This window comes from Burkholderia thailandensis E264 (assembly GCF_000012365.1).
GTDB classification, from domain to species: Bacteria; Pseudomonadota; Gammaproteobacteria; order Burkholderiales; family Burkholderiaceae; genus Burkholderia; species Burkholderia thailandensis.
This window is the reverse complement of record NC_007651.1, coordinates 3,006,650-3,027,895: the sequence shown is the minus strand read 5'-3', so window position 1 is coordinate 3,027,895 and position 21,246 is coordinate 3,006,650. Positions and strand designations below refer to the sequence as shown.

19 protein-coding genes are annotated in these 21,246 nt (G+C 70.4%); 12 read left to right on the top strand and 7 right to left on the bottom strand.

Annotated features, from left to right (window positions below; translation table 11 throughout):
• The first annotated feature begins 55 nt into the window (after window positions 1–55).
• The 5 genes from BTH_RS25725 (at window position 56) to BTH_RS25705 (ending at window position 5,736) form a co-directional block, all read left to right on the top strand.
• Entirely contained in the window at window positions 56–1,204 is a 1,149-nt protein-coding gene (locus tag BTH_RS25725) for an iron-containing alcohol dehydrogenase (protein WP_009891683.1), read from the top strand.
• Window positions 1,205–1,427: 223 nt separating this feature from the next.
• The gene (locus BTH_RS25720) at window positions 1,428–1,877 is read left to right on the top strand and encodes an acyl-CoA thioesterase (RefSeq protein WP_009909721.1); all 450 of its coding nucleotides are present in this window, start codon (window positions 1,428–1,430) and stop codon (window positions 1,875–1,877) included.
• Between the two features lie 4 nt (window positions 1,878–1,881).
• Window positions 1,882–2,817, top strand: coding sequence for a branched-chain amino acid ABC transporter permease (locus tag BTH_RS25715; RefSeq protein WP_009891680.1), 936 nt, complete (start codon window positions 1,882–1,884; stop codon window positions 2,815–2,817).
• Complete coding sequence (locus BTH_RS25710) at window positions 2,810–5,035, top strand: branched-chain amino acid ABC transporter ATP-binding protein/permease (RefSeq protein WP_009891679.1); 2,226 nt, start codon at window positions 2,810–2,812, stop codon at window positions 5,033–5,035. The genes BTH_RS25715 and BTH_RS25710 overlap by 8 nt, the downstream gene beginning before the upstream one ends.
• Window positions 5,032–5,736 (top strand): ABC transporter ATP-binding protein, encoded by a 705-nt coding sequence (locus BTH_RS25705; protein ID WP_009891678.1) that lies wholly within the window; start codon window positions 5,032–5,034, stop codon window positions 5,734–5,736. The genes BTH_RS25710 and BTH_RS25705 overlap by 4 nt, the downstream gene beginning before the upstream one ends.
• Window positions 5,737–5,800: 64 nt before the next feature.
• On the opposite strand, the gene iolB is transcribed toward BTH_RS25705, so the two are convergent.
• The 7 genes from iolB to BTH_RS25670 form a co-directional block, all read right to left on the bottom strand.
• Window positions 5,801–6,604, bottom strand: a complete 804-nt coding sequence (gene iolB / locus BTH_RS25700) for a 5-deoxy-glucuronate isomerase (RefSeq protein ID WP_009891677.1) — start codon at window positions 6,602–6,604, stop codon at window positions 5,801–5,803.
• Entirely contained in the window at window positions 6,604–7,524 is a 921-nt protein-coding gene (gene iolE / locus BTH_RS25695) for a myo-inosose-2 dehydratase (protein ID WP_009891675.1), read from the bottom strand. Before iolE ends, iolB begins: the two co-directional genes overlap by 1 nt.
• Window positions 7,521–9,524: a 3D-(3,5/4)-trihydroxycyclohexane-1,2-dione acylhydrolase (decyclizing) gene (gene iolD, locus BTH_RS25690; RefSeq protein ID WP_011402441.1), complete on the bottom strand. Its 2,004-nt coding sequence runs from the start codon at window positions 9,522–9,524 to the stop codon at window positions 7,521–7,523. The genes iolE and iolD overlap by 4 nt, the downstream gene beginning before the upstream one ends.
• Before the next feature lie 10 nt (window positions 9,525–9,534).
• On the bottom strand, window positions 9,535–11,535 hold the full coding sequence (gene iolC / locus BTH_RS25685) for a bifunctional 5-dehydro-2-deoxygluconokinase/5-dehydro-2-deoxyphosphogluconate aldolase (protein WP_011402440.1): 2,001 nt from the start codon (window positions 11,533–11,535) through the stop codon (window positions 9,535–9,537).
• A 13-nt stretch (window positions 11,536–11,548) separates the two neighbouring features.
• Window positions 11,549–12,349 (bottom strand): ATP-binding cassette domain-containing protein, encoded by an 801-nt coding sequence (locus BTH_RS25680; protein ID WP_009891669.1) that lies wholly within the window; start codon window positions 12,347–12,349, stop codon window positions 11,549–11,551.
• A gap of 12 nt (window positions 12,350–12,361) precedes the next feature.
• Entirely contained in the window at window positions 12,362–13,507 is a 1,146-nt protein-coding gene (locus tag BTH_RS25675; protein WP_009891668.1) for an ABC transporter permease, read from the bottom strand.
• 100 nt (window positions 13,508–13,607) lie between these two features.
• Complete coding sequence (locus BTH_RS25670; RefSeq protein WP_009891666.1) at window positions 13,608–14,657, bottom strand: sugar ABC transporter substrate-binding protein; 1,050 nt, start codon at window positions 14,655–14,657, stop codon at window positions 13,608–13,610.
• Window positions 14,658–14,902: 245 nt separating this feature from the next.
• Between BTH_RS25670 and BTH_RS25665 the strand changes: the two genes are divergently transcribed.
• From BTH_RS25665 to BTH_RS25635, 7 genes are all read left to right on the top strand, one after another.
• The gene (locus BTH_RS25665) at window positions 14,903–15,784 is read left to right on the top strand and encodes a MurR/RpiR family transcriptional regulator (RefSeq protein ID WP_009891665.1); all 882 of its coding nucleotides are present in this window, start codon (window positions 14,903–14,905) and stop codon (window positions 15,782–15,784) included.
• The gene (gene iolG, locus BTH_RS25660; protein WP_009891664.1) at window positions 15,777–16,796 is read left to right on the top strand and encodes an inositol 2-dehydrogenase; all 1,020 of its coding nucleotides are present in this window, start codon (window positions 15,777–15,779) and stop codon (window positions 16,794–16,796) included. Before BTH_RS25665 ends, iolG begins: the two co-directional genes overlap by 8 nt.
• A gap of 12 nt (window positions 16,797–16,808) precedes the next feature.
• Window positions 16,809–17,846: a Gfo/Idh/MocA family oxidoreductase gene (locus BTH_RS25655; RefSeq protein ID WP_009891663.1), complete on the top strand. Its 1,038-nt coding sequence runs from the start codon at window positions 16,809–16,811 to the stop codon at window positions 17,844–17,846.
• A 159-nt stretch (window positions 17,847–18,005) separates the two neighbouring features.
• Window positions 18,006–18,236 (top strand): sulfurtransferase TusA family protein, encoded by a 231-nt coding sequence (locus tag BTH_RS25650; protein ID WP_004193727.1) that lies wholly within the window; start codon window positions 18,006–18,008, stop codon window positions 18,234–18,236.
• Window positions 18,237–18,494: 258 nt separating this feature from the next.
• Window positions 18,495–18,881 carry a hypothetical protein gene (locus BTH_RS25645; RefSeq protein WP_009891660.1) on the top strand — a complete coding sequence of 129 codons (387 nt, stop codon included), beginning with the start codon at window positions 18,495–18,497 and terminating at the stop codon, window positions 18,879–18,881.
• A 290-nt stretch (window positions 18,882–19,171) separates the two neighbouring features.
• Entirely contained in the window at window positions 19,172–19,876 is a 705-nt protein-coding gene (locus BTH_RS25640) for a response regulator transcription factor (protein ID WP_004193573.1), read from the top strand.
• Window positions 19,873–21,237 (top strand): FecR domain-containing protein, encoded by a 1,365-nt coding sequence (locus tag BTH_RS25635; RefSeq protein ID WP_009891653.1) that lies wholly within the window; start codon window positions 19,873–19,875, stop codon window positions 21,235–21,237. Before BTH_RS25640 ends, BTH_RS25635 begins: the two co-directional genes overlap by 4 nt.
• The last annotated feature ends 9 nt before the right edge of the window (window positions 21,238–21,246 follow it).

Below are 21,246 nucleotides of genomic sequence, written 5' to 3'. Positions count from 1 at the left end.
GTCCAGCGCCGCGCGGCGGGGCGATTCGAACGAGCACGATCGAAGGAGACTTCCGGTGGCCTATATCTATTACCTGACGCACATCCATCTCGGCGACGACGCGCTCGCGATGCTCGGCGCCGAGTGCGCGCGCAGCGGCATCGCGCGGCCGCTCGTCGTGACGGACAAGGGCGTCGCGGCCGCGGGGCTCGTCGATCGCGCGCTCGATGCGCTCGGCCTCGGCGCGCTGCCCGTGTTCGACGACACGCCGTCGAATCCGACCGAAGCCGCCGTGCTCGCCGCCGCGCAGCGCTATCGCGACGAAGGCTGCGACGGGCTCGTCGCGGTCGGCGGCGGCTCGGCGATCGATCTCGCGAAGGGCGTCGCGATCGCGGCGACGCATCCCGCGCCGCTCACGCAATACGCGACGATCGAGGGCGGCAGCGGCCGGATCAGCGCGGGCGTCGCGCCGCTCATCGCGGTGCCGACGACGTCGGGCACGGGCAGCGAGGTCGCGCGCGGCGCGATCCTGATCCTCGCCGACGGCCGCAAGCTCGGCTTCCATTCGTGGCATCTGCTGCCGAAGGCGGCGATCTGCGATCCGTCGCTCACGCTCGGCCTGCCGCCCGGGCTCACGGCGGCGACCGGCATGGACGCGATCGCGCACTGCATCGAAACGTTTCTCGCGCCGGCGTTCAATCCACCCGCCGACGGCATCGCGCTCGACGGCCTCGAGCGCGCGTGGGCGCACATCGAGCGCGCGACGCACGACGGCGGCGACCGCGCCGCGCGCCTCGCGATGATGAGCGCGTCGATGCAGGGCGCGATGGCGTTCCAGAAAGGGCTCGGCTGCGTGCATTCGCTGTCGCATCCGTTGGGCGGCGTGAAGGTGAACGGCAAGACGTCGCTGCATCACGGCACGCTGAACGCGGTCGTGCTGCCCGCAGTGCTGCGCTTCAACGAGCACGCGCCGAGCGTCGTCGCCGAGCGCCGCTATGCGCGGATGCGCCGCGTGATGAACCTGCCGGAGAACGCGGACCTGCCGCAGGCGCTGCACGACATGACGGCGCGCCTCGGCCTGCCGACGGGCCTCGCGCAAATGGGCGTCGACGAGCGTGTGTTCGACCACGTGATCGAAGGCGCGCTCGCCGACCATTGCCACAAGACGAATCCGCGCGTCGCGTCGGCCGACGACTACCGGCGCATGCTCGTCGAATCGCTGTGACGGCGGCGCGCGTTGCGTCGCGGGCGACTGGGCGGACCTGTTCGCCGGTGTTGTCGCACGCGTGTTCACGGGCGTTTGGGCGGCCGCGTTCACGCGCCCCGTCGACGCGCGGCGAACGCGCCGCCGCCATCGCTGCCATCGCCGCCGCCGCCGTGCAACCGTCCGGCCATGGCGGCCATTTCCAACCCGTCGTCAAGCAACCGTCTCTTCGCACCGCTCCGACATGTCCTTGACCAAACCCGTTCCGCTGCCGCGCAGCGCCTATCGCCATTTCCTGCCGATCACGACACGCTGGATGGACAACGACGTCTACGGGCACGTGAACAACGTCGTCTACTACAGCTACTTCGACACGGTCGTCAACGAATACCTGATTCGCCGCGGCGCACTCGATGTCGAGCGCGGCGAGACGATCGGCCTCGTCGTCGAGACGCAGTGCAACTATTTCGCGCCGCTGGTGTTTCCGCAGTGCGTAGAAGCGGGGCTGCGGGTCGCGCGGCTCGGTTCGTCGAGCGTGCGCTACGAGATCGGCCTCTTTGCGCACGGCGAAGCGTCGGCCGCCGCGCAAGGGCATTTCGTGCACGTGTACGTCGATCGCGCGACGCGCCGGCCGGTGCCGCTGCCCGAGCCGCTGCGCGCCGCGCTCGCGCCGCTCGTCGCGCAGGCGGCCTGACGCGGTGCAGTCGATCGTCGTCAATCTGCTGAACGGCCTGAGCTACGGGCTGCTGCTGTTCATGCTGTGTGCGGGGCTCACGCTGATCTTCGGCATGCTCGGGGTGCTCAATTTCGCGCATGCGAGCTTCTACATGCTCGGCGCGTACGCCGGCTGCGCGATCGCCGCGCGCACGAGCTTCTGGGTCGCGCTCGTCGCCGCGCCGCTCGCCGTCGGCGCATTCGGCGCGCTCTGCGAGCGCACGCTGCTCAGGCGGGTGCGGTCGGGCGGCCATCTGGACGAGTTGCTGCTCACGTTCGGGCTCGCGTATCTGATCGGCGAAGGCGTGAAGCTCGTGTGGGGGCTCGCGCCGCTCACCGCGCCCGTGCCCGCCGTGCTCGACGGCGCGGCGTTCACCGTCTACGGCGCCGTCTTCCCGCGTTATCGCGTGTTCATGACGAGCGTGTCGTTCGCGATGCTCGGCGCGCTGTGGGCGGTGCTGCGCGTGTCGCAGACCGGGCTCGTCGTGCGCGCGGCGCTCACGCATCGCGCGGCCGTCGAGGCGCTCGGCCACGACGTGCCGCGCGTGATGACGCTCGTGTTCGCCGCAGGCACCGCGCTTGCCGCGCTCGCCGGCGTGATCGGCGCGCCGCTCGCGGTGATCGAGCCCGCGATGGCGCAGACGCTCGGCTCGGTCGTGTTCGCGGTGATCGTGATCGGCGGGCTCGGTTCGCTCGCGGGCGCGCTCGTCGCATCGCTCGCGGTGGGCTGCGCGCAGACGTTCGCGACGGCGAGCCGCGCATCGCTCGGCGACGCGGCGCAGTGGGCGGGCATCGCGCTGCCCGACGCGTGGCGCGCGTTGACGCTCGCGCAGCTCGCACCGCTGATTCCGTATCTGCTGCTCGTCGCGGTGCTCGCGTGCCGCGCGCGCGGCCTGTTCGGCGAGCGCGCCGATGTCTAGCGCGAACGCGGCGCGAAGCCGCCTGCCGGAAGCGCTGTCATGGCTTGCGCTCGTCGCGCTGCTCGTCGTGCCCGCGCTCGCGTGGCCGCGCGGCTGGATGCTCGGCTATCTCGCGCAGACGGCCGCGATGATCGTGCTCGCGCTGTCGTACAACCTGCTGCTCGGCACGACGGGGCTGCTGTCGTTCGGGCACGCGGCGTTCGCGGGGCTCGGCGCGTTCGTCGCCGCGCACGGATTCAATCGCTACGGCCTGCCGCTGCCGCTCGTGCCGCTCGCGGGCGGTGTCGCGGGCGCGGCGTTCGGCGCGCTGTTCGGCTTCGTCGCGACGCGCCGTGCGGGCACCGCGTTCGCGATGATCACGCTCGGGCTCGGCGAGCTCGTCGCGGCCGCCGCGTGGAGCGTGCCCGACTGGTTCGGCGGCGCGGGCGGCGTGTCGATCGATCGCGCGGCGGGCCCCGCGCTCGCCGCATGGGATTTCGGCAAGCCGATGCATGCGTATGCGTTGATCGCGGTCTGGTGCGTCGCCGCGGCGGTCGCGATGCGCGTGCTCGTGCGTACGCCGTTCGCGCGGCTCGCGAACGCGGTGCGCGACAATCCGGCGCGCGTCGCCGCGCTAGGCACCGATCCGCGCCGCGTGCGCTACGCGATGGCGATCGCGGCCGCGTTCTTTGCCGGCGTGTCGGGCGCGCTGACGCTGATCGACGTCGAGGTCGCGACGTCGGAGAGCGTCGGGATGCTGCGCTCGGGCGCGGTGCTGTTCGCGACGGTGATCGGCGGCGCGACGGCGTTCTTCGGGCCCGTTGTCGGCGCGGTGCTGCTGACGTTCTTCAGCGTGTTCGTCGCGAGCGTGTCGCGCGCGTGGCTGCTGTATCTCGGGCTGCTGTTCGTCGCCGTCGTGCTCGCCGCGCCGGGCGGCGCCAGCGGCTGGTGGCGCGTGCGACGGCGGCGCGCGGCGCGCTTCGATGGACGAAGCGGGTTCTTCGGCGCGCTCCTCGGCGCGGGCGCGGCGCTGGCCGGCGGCGTCGCGATCGTGTTCGCCGTCGAGCTTGCGTATGCGCTGCAGTTCGCGCAGGACGACGGGCGGCGCGCCGTTATCGGGCCTTGGCGATTCGATGCGCTCGCGCCGCTCGGCTGGGGGATCGCGGCGATCGCGGCCGCGCTCGCGGCCGGTCTCGCGCATGCGGCGCGGCTGCGGCGCGGCGCGCATCGCCTGGGCGCGTCGGACGCCGACGGGGCGAATGCATGCGGTCTGTCAGGCGCATCGGTTGCGCCGGGCCCAGGCGACGCAGCCCACGCCGCCGACCCGGCCGATGCGGCGAGCGCGCCCGGCGCGACAGGCATGCGCCGCGTTGCGGGCGCGCCCGGCGACGCGTCATCGTCATCGCCATCGTCATCGTTCGCGACGGCCACCGCCGCCGGAGCGGCCGAGGCCGATCCCGGCGCGCTCGGCGTGCGCACGGCGAGCGCGCCGCCCGCGCTGCGCATGACGAACGTCGGCAAGTCGTTCGGCGCGACGCCGGTGCTCGTCGGCGTCGATCTGACGATCCGCCACGGCGAGCGTCATGCGCTGATCGGCCCGAACGGCGCCGGCAAGTCGACGCTCTTCAATCTGATCGCGGGCGCGCTCGCGCCGACGCACGGCCGCATCGCGATGAACGGCGTCGAGCTCGGGCGGCGGCGGCCGCATGCGGTCGCGCGCCTCGGGTTCGCGCGCAGCTTCCAGCAGACGAGCGTGTTCGCGCGGATGACCGTCTACGACAACCTGCGATGCGCGGCGTTGCACGCGCCGCGCGAGCGCCGCCGCTGGCGCAACCGGCTCGCCGGTTCTGCCGCGATCGATCGCGCGGCCGACGCGGCGCTCGCGTCGATCGGCCTCGCCGCGCACCGCGACGCGCTCGCGGGCAGCCTGAGCTACGCGGAGCAGCGCGCGCTCGACGTAGGGCTCGCGCTCGCGAGCGGCGCGTCGGTATTCCTGTTCGACGAGCCGACGGCCGGGATGAGCCGCGAGCAGGCGCGGCGCACGATCGAGCTGATCCGCCGCGCGACGGCGGGCAAGACGGTGCTGATGATCGAGCACGACATGGATGCGGTGTTCGGCTTCGCCGATCGCGTGTCGGTGCTCGTGCGCGGCGAGCTGGTCGCGACCGGCTCGCCCGCCGCGATCCGCGCGAACGCGGCCGTGCGCGCCGCGTATCTCGGCGAGGCGTTCGAGCGATGAGCGCGCTCGTCGAATTGCGCGGCGTGCGCGCCGGATACGGCGCGCTGCCGGTGCTCGACGGCGTCGATCTGCGGATCGCGGCGGGCGAGGCCGTCGCGCTCGTCGGGCGCAACGGCTCGGGCCGCTCGACGCTCGCGAAGGCGATCATGGGAATGGTGCGGGTTGCGGGGACGGTGCGCGTCGACGGCATCGACGTCGCGGGCGCGCCGACGTTCGCGGTCGCGCGGCATCGGGTCGGCTACGTCGCCGAGAGCCGCGACGTGTTCGCGCTCCTGAGCGTCGAGGACAATCTGCGGCTCGGCCTGCGCGGCGTGTCGGGCGCCGCCGCGCGCGCGGCGCTCGACGCCGCGCGCGAGCGCTACCCGATGCTCGCCGAGCGCTGGCGAACGAAGGCGGGCGTGCTGTCGGGCGGCGAGCAGCAGATGCTCGCGCTCGCGCGCGCGTTGATCGGCGCGCCGCGCGTGCTGATCGCCGACGAGCCGGCCGAAGGGCTCGCGCCGCTCGCGGTCGAGCAGGTTCGCGCGTGTCTCGCCGGCGCGAAGGCGCAAGGCGTCGCGCTGCTGCTGATCGAGCAGCGGATGCAGCTCGCGCCGGCGCTCGCGTCGCGGGTCGCGGTGATGGGGCGGGGAAGGATCGTCTACGACGGCCCGGCGAAGGCGCTCGATGCGGGCATCGTCGAGCGTTGGCTCAGCGTCGGTTGACGGGCGGGCGCGCCGGGCGACGAACGCCGCGCGGCGAGCCGCTCGCGGCGCCGCCGTTCGGCCGTCAACGCCCGCCGCTCAGCATCCACTCGTGCGCGGGATCGTTCTTGAAGTGCCACACGCGAGTGGGCCCGGCCATCACGTTCAGATAGTACGACTCATACCCGTAAGGCACGACGACCGGATGATAGCCGCGCGGCACGAGCACGACGTCGTGATCGCAGACGGCCATCGATTCGTCGATGTCGCGCGAATCGGTGTACACGCGCTGGAACACGAAGCCCTGCGGCGGATGCACGCGATGGTAGTACGTTTCCTCGAGCGAACTCTCGACGGGCACGTTATCGGTGTCGTGCTTGTGCGGCGGATAGCTCGACGAGTGCCCGGACGGCGTGCGCACCTCGACGACGAGCAGCGACTCCGCAGGCTCGGTCTGCGGCAGGATATCGCAGACGTAGCGCGTGTTCGCGCCGCTGCCGCGCACCGAGCGCTGCATCTGCGACGGCTTGATGAGCCGCGCCGGATAGCGGCCGGTCGCGGGCGCGCTCGCGACGCCGAGCTCCGCGTCGCGCGACGCGCGCACGGTGACGGAGCGCTTCGGCGGCAGGTACAGCGCGTACGGCGCGACGCCGTCGAACACGCTGTCGCGCGAGCCGAGCTCGGTCCAGCGCGTGCCGTCGCCCACTTCGATGTCGACGGTGCCGGTGAGCACGACGATGCACATCTCGCGCGCGGCCTCGGCGAGCTCGACCGCCTCGCCCGCCTTCAGCCGATACGCGGCGAAGCCGACGTGCTTCCAGTGCGCCGATTCCGGCGTGACGCGCGCGATCGACATGCCGTCGCCCGCGCCCTTGACGAGCAGACTCATTACGCCGCCTCCTTGTGATCGACGGGCGAGAGCGGCGCGTCGACGAGCGCGCGCAGCGTCCGGTAGCCCTTTTGCGCATACGCGTAGCTCGGCGCGACGGCCGGGTCCTGCTCGGCCTCGACGACGAGCCAGCCGCGATAGCCGTGGCGCTTGAGCATGTCGACGATCGTCGGGAAATCGATCGAGCCGTCGCCCGGCACCGTGAACGCGCCGGCGATCACCGCGTCGAGAAAGCTCCAGTTGCGGTTGCGCGCGAGCCGGATCACGGCCGGGCGCACGTCCTTGCAATGGACGTGGCACACGCGGCCGATGTGCTTCGCGAGCTCGGCCGCCGGATCGCCGCCGCCGAACGTGATGTGGCCGGCGTCGAACAGCAGGCCCACCGCGTCGCTCGTGCTCGCCATCAGGCGGTCGACGTCGGCGGGGGATTCGACGTACGCGCCCATGTGATGGTGGTAGCCGAGCCGCACGCCCTGCGACAGCGTATAGCGCGCGAACGCGTCGACGCGCTCGGCGTACGCGTCCCATTGCGCGTCGTGGACGAAGCGCGGGCGCTGGTAAAGCGGCGCGGGCGAGCCCTGGATCGTGCCGGCCACTTCGCCGTAGACCATCACGTTCGCGCCGTTCTTCGCGAGCAATTCCAGATGCGGGCCGACCGCGTCGATCTCTTCCTGCACGCCGCGCTCGGCGAGCCGGCCCGAGTACCAGCCGGACACGAGCGACAGATCGTATTGCGCGAGGAGGGCCTTCAGCGCCTGCGGCTCGCGCGGAAACTTGTTGCCGAGCTCGAAACCGTCGTAGCCGATCTCGCGGCCTTCGGTCAGCGCGACGGCGAGCGGCGTCTCGCCGCCGAGCGACGGCAGGTCGTCGTTCATCCACGACAGCGGATTGATGCCGATACGGATGTCGGGTGCGCTCATGTCGATGATTCCGGGGTAGAGGGTGAAGACGAAGCGGGGGCGGCCGCGGCGCGCGCGGCCACGTGCCGCTCATAGTTCGCGCGTGCGTCGCGCACCGCGCCGCGCGGCGACACTTCGGGCACCGCGACTTCCCACCACCAGCCGCCGTCGGGCGTCGTGCGGGCGGGATCGGTATCGATGCAGATCACGTACGTGCGATCGGACGCGCGGGCGCGCGCCATCGCCGCTTCGAGCGCGGCGACGTCGGCGACGTGCTCCGCGTGTGCGCCGAGCGCGCGCGCGTGCGCGGCGAAATCGATGCGCGGCGCGCCGAGCGGGCCTTGCACGCAGTCGTCGAACAGGTTGTTGAACGGCGCGCCGCCGCACGCCTGCTGCAGCCGGTTGATGCAGCCGTAGCCGCGGTTGTCGAGCACGACGACGATCAGCTTCGCGCCGAGCATCACCGACGTCGCGATCTCGCTGTTCATCATCAGATAGCTGCCGTCGCCGACCATCACGATCACGTCGCGCTCGGGCTTCGCGAGCTTGGCGCCCAGGCCGCCCGCGATCTCGTAGCCCATGCACGAATAGCCGTACTCGACGTGATAGCCGCCTGGCACCGCCGCGCGCCAGAGCTTGTGCAGCTCGGCGGGCAGCGTGCCCGCCGCGCACACGGCGATGTCGCGCGCGGCCGAATCGGGCGCCGAGCGCTGGACGGCGCCGATCACATCGGCGTCGTACGGCAGCGCGCCTGCGCGCGGCGGCGCGTGCGTGACGGCCGTCACGGCGTCGCGCCAGTTGCCGGCAAGCGCTTGCGCGCGCGCGGTCCACGCGGCGTCGGCACGCCAGCCTTCGAGGCGCGCGCCGAGCGCATCGAGCGCGAGCCGCGCGTCGGCCTGCACGATCGACGCGCGATGCTTCAGCGCGTCGAACGCATTCGCGTTGATGCCGATGACGCGCGCCTGCGCGAACAGCGTGTTCGAGCCCGTCGTGAAATCCTGCAGCCGCGTGCCGAGCGCGATCACGCAATCGGCGTCGTGCGCGAGCGCGTTCGCGGCGGGCGAGCCCGTCACGCCGATCGCGCCCGCGTTCAGCGGGTGGTCCCACGGCAGCGCGCTCTTGCCGGCCTGCGTCTCGCCGACCGGAATGCCGTGGCGCTCGGCGAACGCGGCGAGCGCGGCGGCGCCGCCTTCGCTGTACAGCGCGCCGCCGCCCGCGACGATGAACGGCCGCGCCGACGCGCGCAGTTGCGCGAGCGCCGCGTCGAGCTCCGCCTCGACGGGTGCGGGCGCATGAAACGCGACGGCGCGCGGCGCGAAGAACTCGGCCGGGTAGTCGTACGCCATCGCCTGCACGTCCTGCGGCAGCGCGAGCGTGACGGGGCCGCAGAGCGCCGCGTCGGTCAGCACGCGCAGCGCGCGCGGCAGCGCGGTGAGCAACTGGGCCGGATGCACGATCCGGTCGAAGTAGCGCGACACGGCCTTGAACGCGTCGTTCGCCGAGATCGCGCCGTCGTGGAAATCCTCGATCTGCTGCAGCACCGGGTCCGGCGCGCGCGACACGAACACGTCGCCCGGCAGCAGCAGCACCGGCAGCCGGTTCACGTGCGCGAGCGCGGCCGCGGTGACGAGGTTCGTCGCGCCGGGGCCGATCGACGTCGTCACGGCCATCATCCGGCGGCGCATGTGCGCCTTCGAGTACGCGATCGCGCTGTGCGCCATCGCCTGCTCGTTGTGCGCGCGGTAGGTCGGCAGCGCGTCGCGGTATTGATGCAGCGCTTCGCCGAGGCCCGCGACGTTGCCGTGTCCGAAGATCGCGAACACGCCGCCGAACAGGGGCTCGCCGTCGTGGGCGGAGGTGCCGCCGCCGTCCGTCGCGACGCGCTGCGCGGCCAGGTAGCGCACGAGCGCCTGCGCGGCGGTCAGCCGGACGGTGCCGCGGCGGTGCGCGGCCGGGTCGTCGATGAAGTCGTTCACGCTCGGGTTCCGTAGGGTGTCGTCATCCATTGCTCTGCGGTTCATGCGCGCGCTCCTAGGCGGCCACGCGCGGCGCGGCGGCCGCATGCCGGCCCTGCGCGCGGGTGTCGGCGCGCGCCGCGCGCCACGCGCCGATCAGCGTCTCGAACGTCTGCCGCACGCGCGCGACGAGTTCGGCGTCGCCGATCTCGCCCGCGAGCCATGCGCGGCTCGGCTCGTGGAAGATCGTGCGGCCGACCGTGAAGCCGCGGCACGTCGCGGACGCGGCCGCCGCCCTGAAGCCGTCGACGAGCTCGTCGACGCTCGCCGACAGGCCGAGCAGCACGACGCCGCGGCAGTACGGATCGCGTTCGGCGACGAGCGCGTCGATCGCCTGCCATTGCGCGGCGTCGAGCGGCGCGAGCTTCCACCATTCCGGATAGATGCCGAGGTTGTACAGGCGCTTGAGCGCGCGGTACACGGTGTCGGCCGCCTGCGGCAGATCCGCGCGGCGCGGCGGAATCACTTCGAGCAGCAGTTCGTGGCCGCTCGCCTGCACCGCGTCGTACAGCGCGCGCAGTTGCGTTTCCTGCTCGATTCGCGGCTCGGCGGCCTCGTCCGGGTGGTATTGGACGAGGCACTTCGCGACGTGCTCCTGCGGCCACGACACGAGCGTCGTGCCGATCGAGCGGCCGTGATCGAATTCGAGCGGCAGCGAGCCGGGCAGCTCGACCGGGCGGCCGATCCACCAGCCGCGGCCCGTCGCGTCGTTGAGCGCGTCCTGGCCGTAGCGGTCGTCGATCAGCACGCCGATGCGGCCCGCGAGCCCGAGCTGCGCCTCCGTTTGCGCGACCGCCTCGACGAACAGGCGCTTCAGCGCATCGATGCGCGCGACGCTCGCGCCCGTTTGCCGCGCGAGTTCGAAGAACTGGTTGCGGTGATCGAACGCGAAGCCGAGCACCTCGTCGCGCGGCGTGCGCGCGGGCGTCACGCGATGCAGCCGCGCGAGCGTCGCGTCGAGGTCGGGGCGGCGCATCCGCGCGGGATCGCGCTTCGCCTCGGCGAGGAAATACGCGAGCTCGGCGGGCGTCGGCATCGCGGGCGCGCAGCCGTGCCGCGACACGACGAGCGCGCCGCACGCGTTCGCCGCGCGCGCCGCCTCGGCGAACGGGCGCCCGCGCAGCCACTGCGACAGGAAGCCCGACGCGAACGCGTCGCCCGCGCCGAGCACGTTCATCACGTCGACTTCGACGCCGCCGATGACGGGCAGCGCGTCGAGCGTCGCGGGCACGTCGCCGTCGACGATCGAGCAGCCGAGCGGCCCGCGCTTGACGACGAGCGCGGCGCTCGTCACCGCGCGCACCATCGCGAGCGCGTCGAGGAGCGCGTCCTTGCCGCCCGCGATGCGGAATTCCTCCTCGGTGCCGATCACGACGTCGAAGAGCGGCAGAATCCGCTGCAGGTGCGCGGTCACGCCTTCGTTCGCGATGAAGCGCGTCTCGCCGTCGGCCTTGCCGGTCAGCCCCCACAGCACGGGGCGATAGTCGATGTCGAGCACGGTGCGCACCTGGTTGCGGCGCGCGTAGTCGAGCGCGCGGCGGCTCGCGCGCATCACCTGCTCGGTCGAGAAGTGCGTGCCGGTGATGAGGAGCGCCTTCGACGACGCGATGAACGCCTCGTCGAAATCGTCCTCGTCGAGCGCCATGTCCGCGCAGTTCTCGCGATGGAAGATGAGCGGAAACGTGTCGCGGTCCTTCAGGCCGAGCAGCACGAGCGCGGTCAGGCGCTCGGCGTCGGTGCGCAGGCGGCTCGTGTCGCAGCCTTCGCGCGCGAGCGTCTCGCGCACGAAGCGGCCCATGTGGTCGTGGCCGACGCGCGAGAGCATCGCCGATTTCAGGCCGAGCCGCGCGCAGCCGAACGCGATGTTGCCCGACGAGCCGCCGAGATATTTCGCGAAGCTCGACGCGTCCTCGAGCCGTGCGCCGATCTGCTGCGCGTACAGATCGACGGCGACGCGGCCGATGCAGATCACGTCGAGCGGGCGGTTCTGCGCAAAGGAGAGAGTAGGGGAAGTCATCGCGAATCCTGGATCAAATGGTCGCGCCGTCGAGTTCGGCGATCATCTTCTGCATCTCGGCGCCGCCCGCCATCATGTCGAGCACCTCGTTCTTGCTGATCGTGTCCTTCGTGAACGTGCCGAGCGAGCGGCCGCGGTTGAGCAGCGTGAACGAATCGCCGATCGGGTACGCGTGGTGCACGTTGTGCGTGATGAAGATCACCGAGATCCCCTTCGCGCGCGCGGTGTGGATCAGCTTGAGCACGTTGAAGCTCTGCTTGACGCCGAGCGCGGCGGTCGGCTCGTCGAGGATCAGCACGCGCGCGCCGAAATGGATCGCGCGCGCGATCGCGAGGCACTGGCGCTCGCCGCCCGACATCGTGCCGATCGGCTGGTGCGCGTCGCGCACGTTGATGCCCATCTCCGCGAGCTTCGCGCGGGCGATCTGCGCGCTCGAATCGAGGTCCATCACGTTGAAGAGGCCGAACAGCTTTTTCTGCGGCTCGCGGCCCATGAAGAAATTGCGCGCGACGGACAGGAGCGGCACGAGCGCGAGGTCCTGATAGACGGTCGCGATGCCGAGGTCGAGCGCGTCCTTCGGCGAATCGAACAGCACCGGCTTGCCGTCGACGAGGTACTGCCCTTCGGACGGCTGGTGCACGCCCGCGAGCGTCTTGATGAGCGTGGACTTGCCGGCGCCGTTGTCGCCGAGCAGGCAATGCACCTCGCCGCGCTTGACGCGCAGCGTGACGCCGGACAGCGCGATCACCTTGCCGAAATACTTGCTGACGTTCTCGAGCGCGAGAATCGTATCGTTGGATGCTGGCGTGGACATGCTTGTACTCCGTTACGACTGCGACACGCGGCGGCGCACGTAGTGGTTGAACAGCACGGCGACGAGCAGCATCACGCCGAGGAACACGCGGAACCAGTCCGAGCTGATGTTCGTGTAGGTGATGCCGATCTGCACGACGCCGAAGATCAGCGCGCCGAACGCGGCGCCGATCACCGAGCCGTAGCCGCCCGTGAGCAGCGTGCCGCCGATCACCGCGGCGATGATCGCCTCGAATTCCTTCTGCAGCCCGCGGTCGGCTGCGGCCGAGCCGATGTCGGCCACCTGCAGCACGGCGAACAGGCACGCGCAGAACGCGGTCAGCACGAACAGCGAGATCTTCACGCGGCGCACCGGCACGCCGACGTTCTTCGCCGCGTGCGCGTCGCCGCCCGAGGCGAGGATCCAGTTGCCGTAGCGCGTCTTCGCGAGCACGAACGCGCCGATCGCGGTGACGGCGAACCACCACAGCAGCACCTTCGGCACGCCCGGCACGAGCGGCTCGCCGTTGTCGAGCAACTGGCCAACGCCGGCGTGCGCGAGCCAGCGGAACAGCTCGTGGAACGCGACGCCCTGGAACAGGAAGTGCACGACGGGATCGGCGTGCGCGTAGTCGCCGAGGCCCGAGACGATGGTGCGGTCGGCGAACAGGATGGACAGCGCGAGCGTCAGGCCCCGCAGGATGAACAGGAACGCGAGCGTGACGATGAACGACGGCAGCTTCGTGCGCATCACGAGATAGCCGTTGAGCGCGCCGAGCGCCATCGAGCCCGCGAACGCGAACAGCACCGCGAGCCAGATCGGCCAATGGAAGTAGACGGTCGGGATCGCGACCATCATCCCGGCGAAGCCGATCATCGAGCCGATCGACAGGTCGAACTCGCCCGCGACCATCAGCAGGCACGCGCCGACGGCGAGAATGCCGAGGTAGGCCGCGACCTGCGACCAGTTCATGATGCCGTCGAGGTTGAACATCCCGGAGCCGCCCGCGCCGAACGCGAACACCGCGAACACGAGCACGGCGCCGGAAATCGCGGCGAACTCGGGACGGTTGAGAAAGCGCTGGAACCACGCTTCGCCGCGCAGCCGCTCGTCGGACGCCGCGCCCGGTTGCGGCTTCTCGTGTGCGTGCGCTGACATGTGCTTGCCGACTACACCCATGATGTCTCCTTGATGCCCGGCGCGCGGCGCGTTCGCTCCGCTGCGCCGGTAAAGCGCGCGGACGAGCGCCCGCGCGTCGTGCGAATCGATGCGATGAACGTTAGCGGTACTGGCCCGCGTACTTGATCACCTTGTCGAGGTTCTCCTTCGTGATGAAGCCCGGGCCCGAGCGGATGTTCTTCGGCCCGTACGACGGCTGCAGCCCGTATGTCGCGAGCCGCGCCTGGAACTTCGGATTCGCCTCGAGGATCTGGCGGATCTTCACGGGATCGGTGGTCTTGTTCTGCTTCGCGATCGCGAGCACGGCCACCGGGATGTAGCCCTGCAGGTACGGCTGCTGGTCGATCGCGAACTTGATCGCGCCGCTCTGGATCGCCTTCGCGATGTCGTCGGAGAAATCGAACGTCGCGAAGAACAGCTTGTTCGTGAGGCCCATCTGCTGGACCGCCTTCAGCGTTGCCGCGGCGGGCACCGGGCCGAGCGTGAGGATCGCCTGCGTGTTCGGGTGGTTGCGCAGGTACGCGCTCACCTTCGACTGGATCTCGGTCGGGTCCTGGCCGGAGTCGATCGTCGAGCTCTTGTAGTCGGCGCCGATCGCGTCGGCGAAGCCGCGGCAGCGGTCGAACGACACGCTGTTGGTCGCGATGTGGTTCACGCAGAGGAAGCTCTTCACGCCGGCCGCCTTCGCCTTCTCGCCCGCCGCGTGACCCGCGACGTACTCGGGCTGGCCGACGTGCATGATCGCGCCGAGTTGCGCGCTCTGTTCCTCGGTGCCGGAGTTGATCGTTACGAGCGGAATCTTCTTCGCGGTGACCTTCTTCAGCGAATTCTTCAGCACGTCGTAATCGGCGATCGTCGTGATCACGCCGTCGTAGTCGCGCGCGGCCGACTGCTCGATCAGGCGCGCCATGTCGGCGATGTCGCCGTTCGGCGGATTGCGGTAGTCGGTCGTGACGTCGAAGTCCTCGTCCGCCTGCTTGATCGCGTTCTTGATCGTGTTCCACCACGAATCGGAATCGGGCGCGTGGCTGATGAGCGCGAAGCGCGCGCCCGCCGCCTGGGCTGCCGGGGCCGCGCCGCCCACGCCCGCCGCGACGGCGATCGCGGCGACGCACGCGCGCAGGACGGCCTTGCCAGTGCAAAGTCTCATGTCTCCACCTTTCTCTGTCTGTCGTTTTCGGGCGAACGCAGGTCGGGCCGCGTTCACGAGCAAGGTTAGGTCAACTCGCTACGAATTGCAAAGAAAATTTTATTTATTCGTGTGTTGGAAAATCTGTTCCATTTTGTGGGCGCCGTGCCTATACTCGCTTCACGACAAGACACGGAGCAAGGCGTCCGGCGCTTGGCCGTCGCGCGCGACGCGCGCGGGCGGGCGGGCGGCCGGACGGAGCGCACATGGACGACACGACCCCCCCGGAGACGCCCGCCGTCGACGACCTGCTGCAGCGGATCGCCGACGCTTTCGACACGCTGCCGCGCCAGTTGAAGCGCATCGCGTCGTATATCGACGAGCACCGCTCGAGCGTGATGATGGACCGCACGAGCGACATCGCCGAGCGCTGCGGCGTGCATCCGTCCGCCGTCGTGCGCTTCGCGCAGCGCTTCGGCTTTTCGGGGTTTTCCGATCTGCAGGCGGTGTTCAAGGATGCGTACACGGGCCAGAACCCGACCGTGCAGAGCTACCAGCAGCGCATCCGCAGCCTGATCGACGGCAAATCGGGCCCGATGACGGGCGGCGCGGTCGCGCGGCAGTTCATCGACGCATCGCGCGCGGGGCTCGACGAGCTTGCCGCGGGCCTCGACGACGACCAGTTCGACGCGGCCGTCACGATGCTCGAGCGCGCGGAGAACATCTACGTGGTCGGCGTGCGCCGCTCGTTCCCGGTCGCGAGCTACATCGTCTATGCGCTGCAGCATACGGCCAAGCGCGTGCACCTCGTGTCCGGCCTCGGCGGGATGTATCGCGAGCAGGTCCGCAGCGTGAAGAAGGGCGACGTCGTGATCGCGATCAGCTTCGCGCCGTACGGCAAGGAAACGCAGTACTGCCTGCGCGCCGCGCGCCATAACCATGCGCAGACGCTCGTCATCACCGACAGCCGTCTGTCGCCGCTCGCGCGCGACGCGAGCGCCCATTTGCTCGTGAAGGAGGGCAGCGCATTCGCGTTTCGTTCGCTCACGAGCACGATCTGCCTGTGCCAGGCGCTCTTCATCGCGCTCGCGTACCGGCTGGAGTTGAACGTGGAAGAAGTCAAGGACATTGGAGGATACGATGACTAACGCAGTACCGACGATCGACGTCGCCGTGTTCGGCGCCGGGCGCATCGGCCGCATTCATGCGGGCAATCTCGCGCGCCGGCCCGGCGTGCGCCTGAAGTACGTGGTCGACGTGAGCCGCGACGCGGCGGCCGCGCTCGCCGCGCAGCACGGCGCGCAGGTTGCCGACGTCGACGGCGCGCTCGGCGACGCGTCGATCGGCGCATCGGTGATCTGCTCGAGCACCGACACGCACGCCGACCTGATCTGCGGTTCCGCGCGCGCGGGCAAGCACGTGTTCTGCGAGAAGCCCGTCGACCTGACGCTCGCGCGGGCTCGCGCGTGCGAGGCGGCCGTCGCGCAGGCGGGCGTCGTCTGCATGATCGGCTTCCAGCGCCGCTTCGATCCGACGTTCGAGGCGCTCAAGCGCCGCGTCGACGCGGGCGAGATCGGCACGCCGGAGATGCTCGTCGTGACGAGCCGCGATCCGGGCGCGCCGCCTGTCGACTACATCAAGCATTCGGGCGGTATCTTCAAGGACATGCTGATCCACGATTTCGACATCTTCCGCTGGATACTCGACGACGAGGCCGACACGCTGCACGCGACGGGCAGCTGCCTCACCGACCCGGCGATCGCGGAGGCGGGCGACATCGATTCGACCGCGGTCACGATCCGCACGAAGCGCGGCCGGCTCTGCCAGATCAACACGTCGCGCCGCGCCGCGTACGGCTACGACCAGCGTTTCGAAGTGCTCGGCAGCGCCGGGATGCTGCAGGCGGGCAACGTGCGCCCGACCGAGGTGGCGGGCTATTCGGCGCAGGCGGTGTCGACGGATCTGCCCGAGGCGTTCTTCCTCGAGCGCTATCGCGCCGCGTACGCGCGCGAGATCGAGCATTTCTTCGCGTCGGTGACGAACGGCGAGCCGGTGCGCACGACGGTCGCCGACGGCGTGAAGGCGCTCGCGCTCGCCGAGGCGGCGACGCTGTCGTGGCGCGAGGCCCGCGCGGTGAAGCTCGGCGAGCCGGCGGCCTGAGGGAGCGATGCGATGACAGTCAGCCACAGCGCCGCTGCCGTGCGCATCGGCATCGCGGGGCTCGGCCGGCTCGGCCGGCGCCACGCGGAGAACCTCGCGCGGCGCGTCGCGGGCGCGCGGCTCGCGGCCGCGTGCAGCCCCGTCGCCGACGAACGCGCGTGGGCGCGCGAGACGCTCGCGGTGCCGCGCGTCTACGAGGATTTCGATGCGCTCGCGGCCGATCCCGAGCTCGACGCGCTCTGGCTCGTCACGCCGTCGGCGCTGCACGCGGACCAGATCGTCGCGGCGCTCGCCGCGGGCAAGCACGTGTTCTGCGAGAAGCCGCTGTCGCTCGATCTCGCCGAGTGCGAGCGGGTGCTCGCCGAGGCGCGCGCGCGGCCGCATCTCGTCGCGACGATCGGCTTCATGCGCCGCTTCGATCCGAGCTATCGGGACGCATACGCGCGCGTCGCGGCGGGCGAGATCGGCCGGCCGTTTCTCGTGCGTTCGCAGACCTGCGACCAGAACGATCCGGAAGGCTTCTTCGTGCGCTTCGCGCCGACGTCGGGCGGCATCTTCCTCGACTGCACGGTGCATGACATCGACGTCGCGCGCTGGCTCCTCGGCGCGCCGCGCGCGACGCGCGTGTACGCGGCGGGCGCGGTCGCGCTGCACGAGGGGCTGCGCGCGTGCGGCGACGTGGACAACGGCGTCGCGATCTGCGAGTTCGAAGGCGGCCGGCTCGCGATGTTCTACGCGTCGCGCACGATGGCGCACGGCAACGACACGCATTCGGACGTGATCGGCACGGCGGGCGCGCTCGCGATCGGCCGCAATCCGCGCGCGAATCGTGTCGAGATCTACGATGCGGCGGGCATCCGCCATACCTGCACGCCGACGTTCTTCGACCGCTTCGAGGACGCATTCCTGATCGAGGCGCAGGCGTTCGTCGCGGCGGTGCGCGGCGAGCGCGGCGCGGGGGGCGCGACGCTCGCCGACGCGCTCGAAGCGACGAGAATCGGCCATGCGCTGCGCGAATCGCTGCAAACCGGGCGGGCGGTCGAGCTGTAGCCCGGCGCGCGCGGCACGGCGGGCGGCTCTCGCGCGCTCGCCCGCCGGCCCCGCCCGCGCCGGCGTTTGCGCGCGAGCGGGCGCGCGCGGGAGCGCATGCGGTAGAATCTGACGTTCCGACAGCGCCGCGACGGCGCGCCATTCGAAGGTCGAAAGCCGATGCTCATTCACAAGGAAGTGGACGCGCGCGGGCTCAATTGCCCGCTGCCGATCCTGCGCGCGAAGAAAGCGCTCGCCGACATGGAAAGCGGCCAGATTCTGAAGGTGCTAGCCACCGATCCCGGCTCGCAGCGCGACTTCGCCGCGTTCGCGAAGCAGACGGGCAACGAGATCGTCGAATCGTCGACGACGCAGGACAAGACGTTCGTCTTTCTGATGCGCCGCCGCTGACGCGCGCGGGCGCGCGGCGCGGCTGCGCATCGGGCGCGCCGCTCGCGAGCGGCGGAACCCGGCCGTCCGCCGGCCATTCGCCTGCCATTCGTGCCGCTTCGCGTCTAACAATCCTTAAACCACCTTCTTGCGCACGTTGCCTATACTGCGCTGTCAAGTCTCGTCTGCAGAATTGCGCCGTGTCGCACGGCGGCTGCGAGCGGGGCGTATCGCAAAGAACGTGCTCGTGTATGTCGCCGCGGCAAACAGGGGGAGGTCATGCTGTTCAGATCGGGAACGATTCGGATACCGTTCGAGCCGAACGGCAGGGTGCGCGAACGGGCGCGGCCGATCCAGCGCGTCGAGCTCGACCCCGAGCATGACCGGCATGCGCGCGCCGCGCTGGAAGCGTATGCGGATTCGAGCGCGAACGAAATGCCGTGGCTCGCCGAATGGATGCGCGAAGCGCTCGGCGGCCCGGAGCCGGACCTGACGCGGTGCGCCGCGACCGTCGAGCGCGTGTTCGACCTCGCGCACGCGTGGGCGGCCGGGCAGCCGGACTACGCGGGCGCCGCATGGGAGCACGTGCGCGGCCGCCTGCACGAAGCCTTGCAGCGCGCGCCGCGTGCGATCGCACCCGATGTGCTCGAAATCGATCCTGCCTGACGGTTGTCTCGCCGTGGCGCTGGCCGCGCGTTGACATAATTACGCGGCGGTACGCACATATCTCCGGGCGTTTTCATACTACCATCATGAAAACGCCGTTCAGGCGTGCCCCGTTTTTGAGATATGGGGCGATCGATCACATAGAATACCGGTTCGCGCGTGGCGCGCCGGACAACCTTCACCATTCAGCCGATAATGGCTAGTTACGACGAATCGGGGGCTCGCGCAGGCCTGCTCGTTGCCGCACGGCGGGCGCGGGAGCCTGAATGGATTTCGTTTTGCGGGGTGCTATGAGAATTGCTGTACTGGATGACGATCAGGCCCAGACGGACTTTGTCAGTCAGACGCTGACGGCCGCGGGCCATACATGCTATGCGTTCAAGGAAGGCAAGGCGCTGAAGAAGCGGCTGCAGCGCGAGACCTTCGACTTGCTCGTGCTCGACTGGAACGTGCCGGACATGTCCGGCGAGGAAGTGCTCAAGTGGGTGCGGGCGAACCAGGTCGAACATCGCCTGCCGATCATCTTCATGACGAGCCGCGACGACGAGGCGGGCATCACGCAGATCCTGAACGCGGGCGCCGACGACTACGTCGTGAAGCCCGTGTCCGGTCCGATCCTGCGCGCGCGTATCGGCTCGCTGCTGCGCCGCGCGTATCCCGTCAACGCGGAGTCGTCGATCCGCGAGTTCGACAACTACAAGTTCGACGCGAACCTGAAGCAGGCGTACGTCGGCGACAAGCCGGTGAGCCTCACGCAGAAGGAGTTCGAACTCGCGCTGCTGCTGTTCCAGCATCTCGACCGGCCGCTGTCGCGCGCGCACATCCTCGATCTCGTCTGGAAGCAGGCGACCGACATCCCGTCGCGCACGATGGACACGCACATCTCGATGCTGCGCACGAAGCTCGGCCTGCGTCCGGAGAACGGCTACCGCCTCGCGCCGATCTACGGATACGGCTACCGCCTCGAGCGCGTGATGCAGGGGGACGCCGAGTGAGCGCACGCGGGATCGTGACGAAGCACGTGCTGACGGCGTGCTGCGCAGCAGCGTTGGCATGTGCGGCGCAGCACGCCGCCGCGCAGCCGACAAAGAATCCGTCCGTGCAGACCGTCGACTACACGACGCGTAGCGGCGACACGCTGTACGACGTCGCGGCCCGCTATCTGCAAGGGTCGGACGACTGGCCGCTCGTCGCGCAACTGAACGACGTGCCGGTGCCGAAGCATCTGCAGCCGGGCGTCGTGCTGAAGCTGCCCGCCGCGCGGCTGCGCAAGGAGCGGCTGTCGGCGCGGGTGATCGCCGCGCACGGCACGGTCGAGAGCGCGGGGCGCGGCTCCGCGCAGTTCGCGCCCGTCGCCGTCGATGCGACGCTCACGGAAGGCGACCGCCTGCGCACGGGCGCGAACGCGTTCGTCACGCTCGAACTCTCGGACGGCACGCACCTGAGCCTGCCGCCCGACAGCCAGATCGATCTCGCGACGTTGCGCCGCACGGTGCTCACGGGCACGCTCGAGCGCGTGATCGATCTGCGCCGCGGCTCGGTCGACAGCGAAGTCACCCATCTGAAGAAGAAGGACGACCGCTTCCAGATCCGCTCGCCGTCGGTCGTCGCCGGCGTGCGCGGCACGCGCTTTCGCGTGAATTACGACAAGGACGGCCGCGCGTCGACGACAGTCGAAGTGCTTGACGGCACGGTCGGCGTCGCGCCGAGCGCGAAGCGTTCGGCCGACACGCTCGTCCATGCGAACTTCGGCAACGTGACGAGCGCGGGCGGCGTCGTCGGCAGCCCGATCGCGCTGCTCGGCGCGCCGCAGCTCGCCGATCCGGCGAAAGTCCAGGATGATCCGCAGGTCGCGTTCGATCTCGTGCCGCTCGGCGGCGCGCAGAATTACCATGTGGAGATCGCGCGCGACGCGGGCCTGTACGACCTGTTTAGGGAAGTGCAGGTGACGGCGCCGCGCGCGACGTTCGCCGACGTGCCTGACGGGACCTACTTCGTCCGGATCTCGGCGATCGATTCGAACGGCCTCGAAGGTCAGCCGCGCATCTACGCGTTCGAGCGCCGCCGCCTCGGCATCGACGCGTCGGCGGCGCCCGCCGACGGCGGCTATGCGTTCCGCTGGTCGACGACGCAAGACAGCCAGTCGGCCGGCACGACGCGCTTTCGCTTCGTGCTGTCGCGCTCGAAGGATCTGAGCAACCCGATCGTCGACCAGGTCGACGTGCAGGGCGGGCGCATCGCCGTGTCGAACCTGAAGCCGGGCGACTACTACTGGAGCGTGATCGCGGAGCGCTACGAAGGCGGCCGTTTCTACGAAAAGGCCAGCGCGGTCAACGCATTCACGATCGCGCGCTGATGGGCGGCG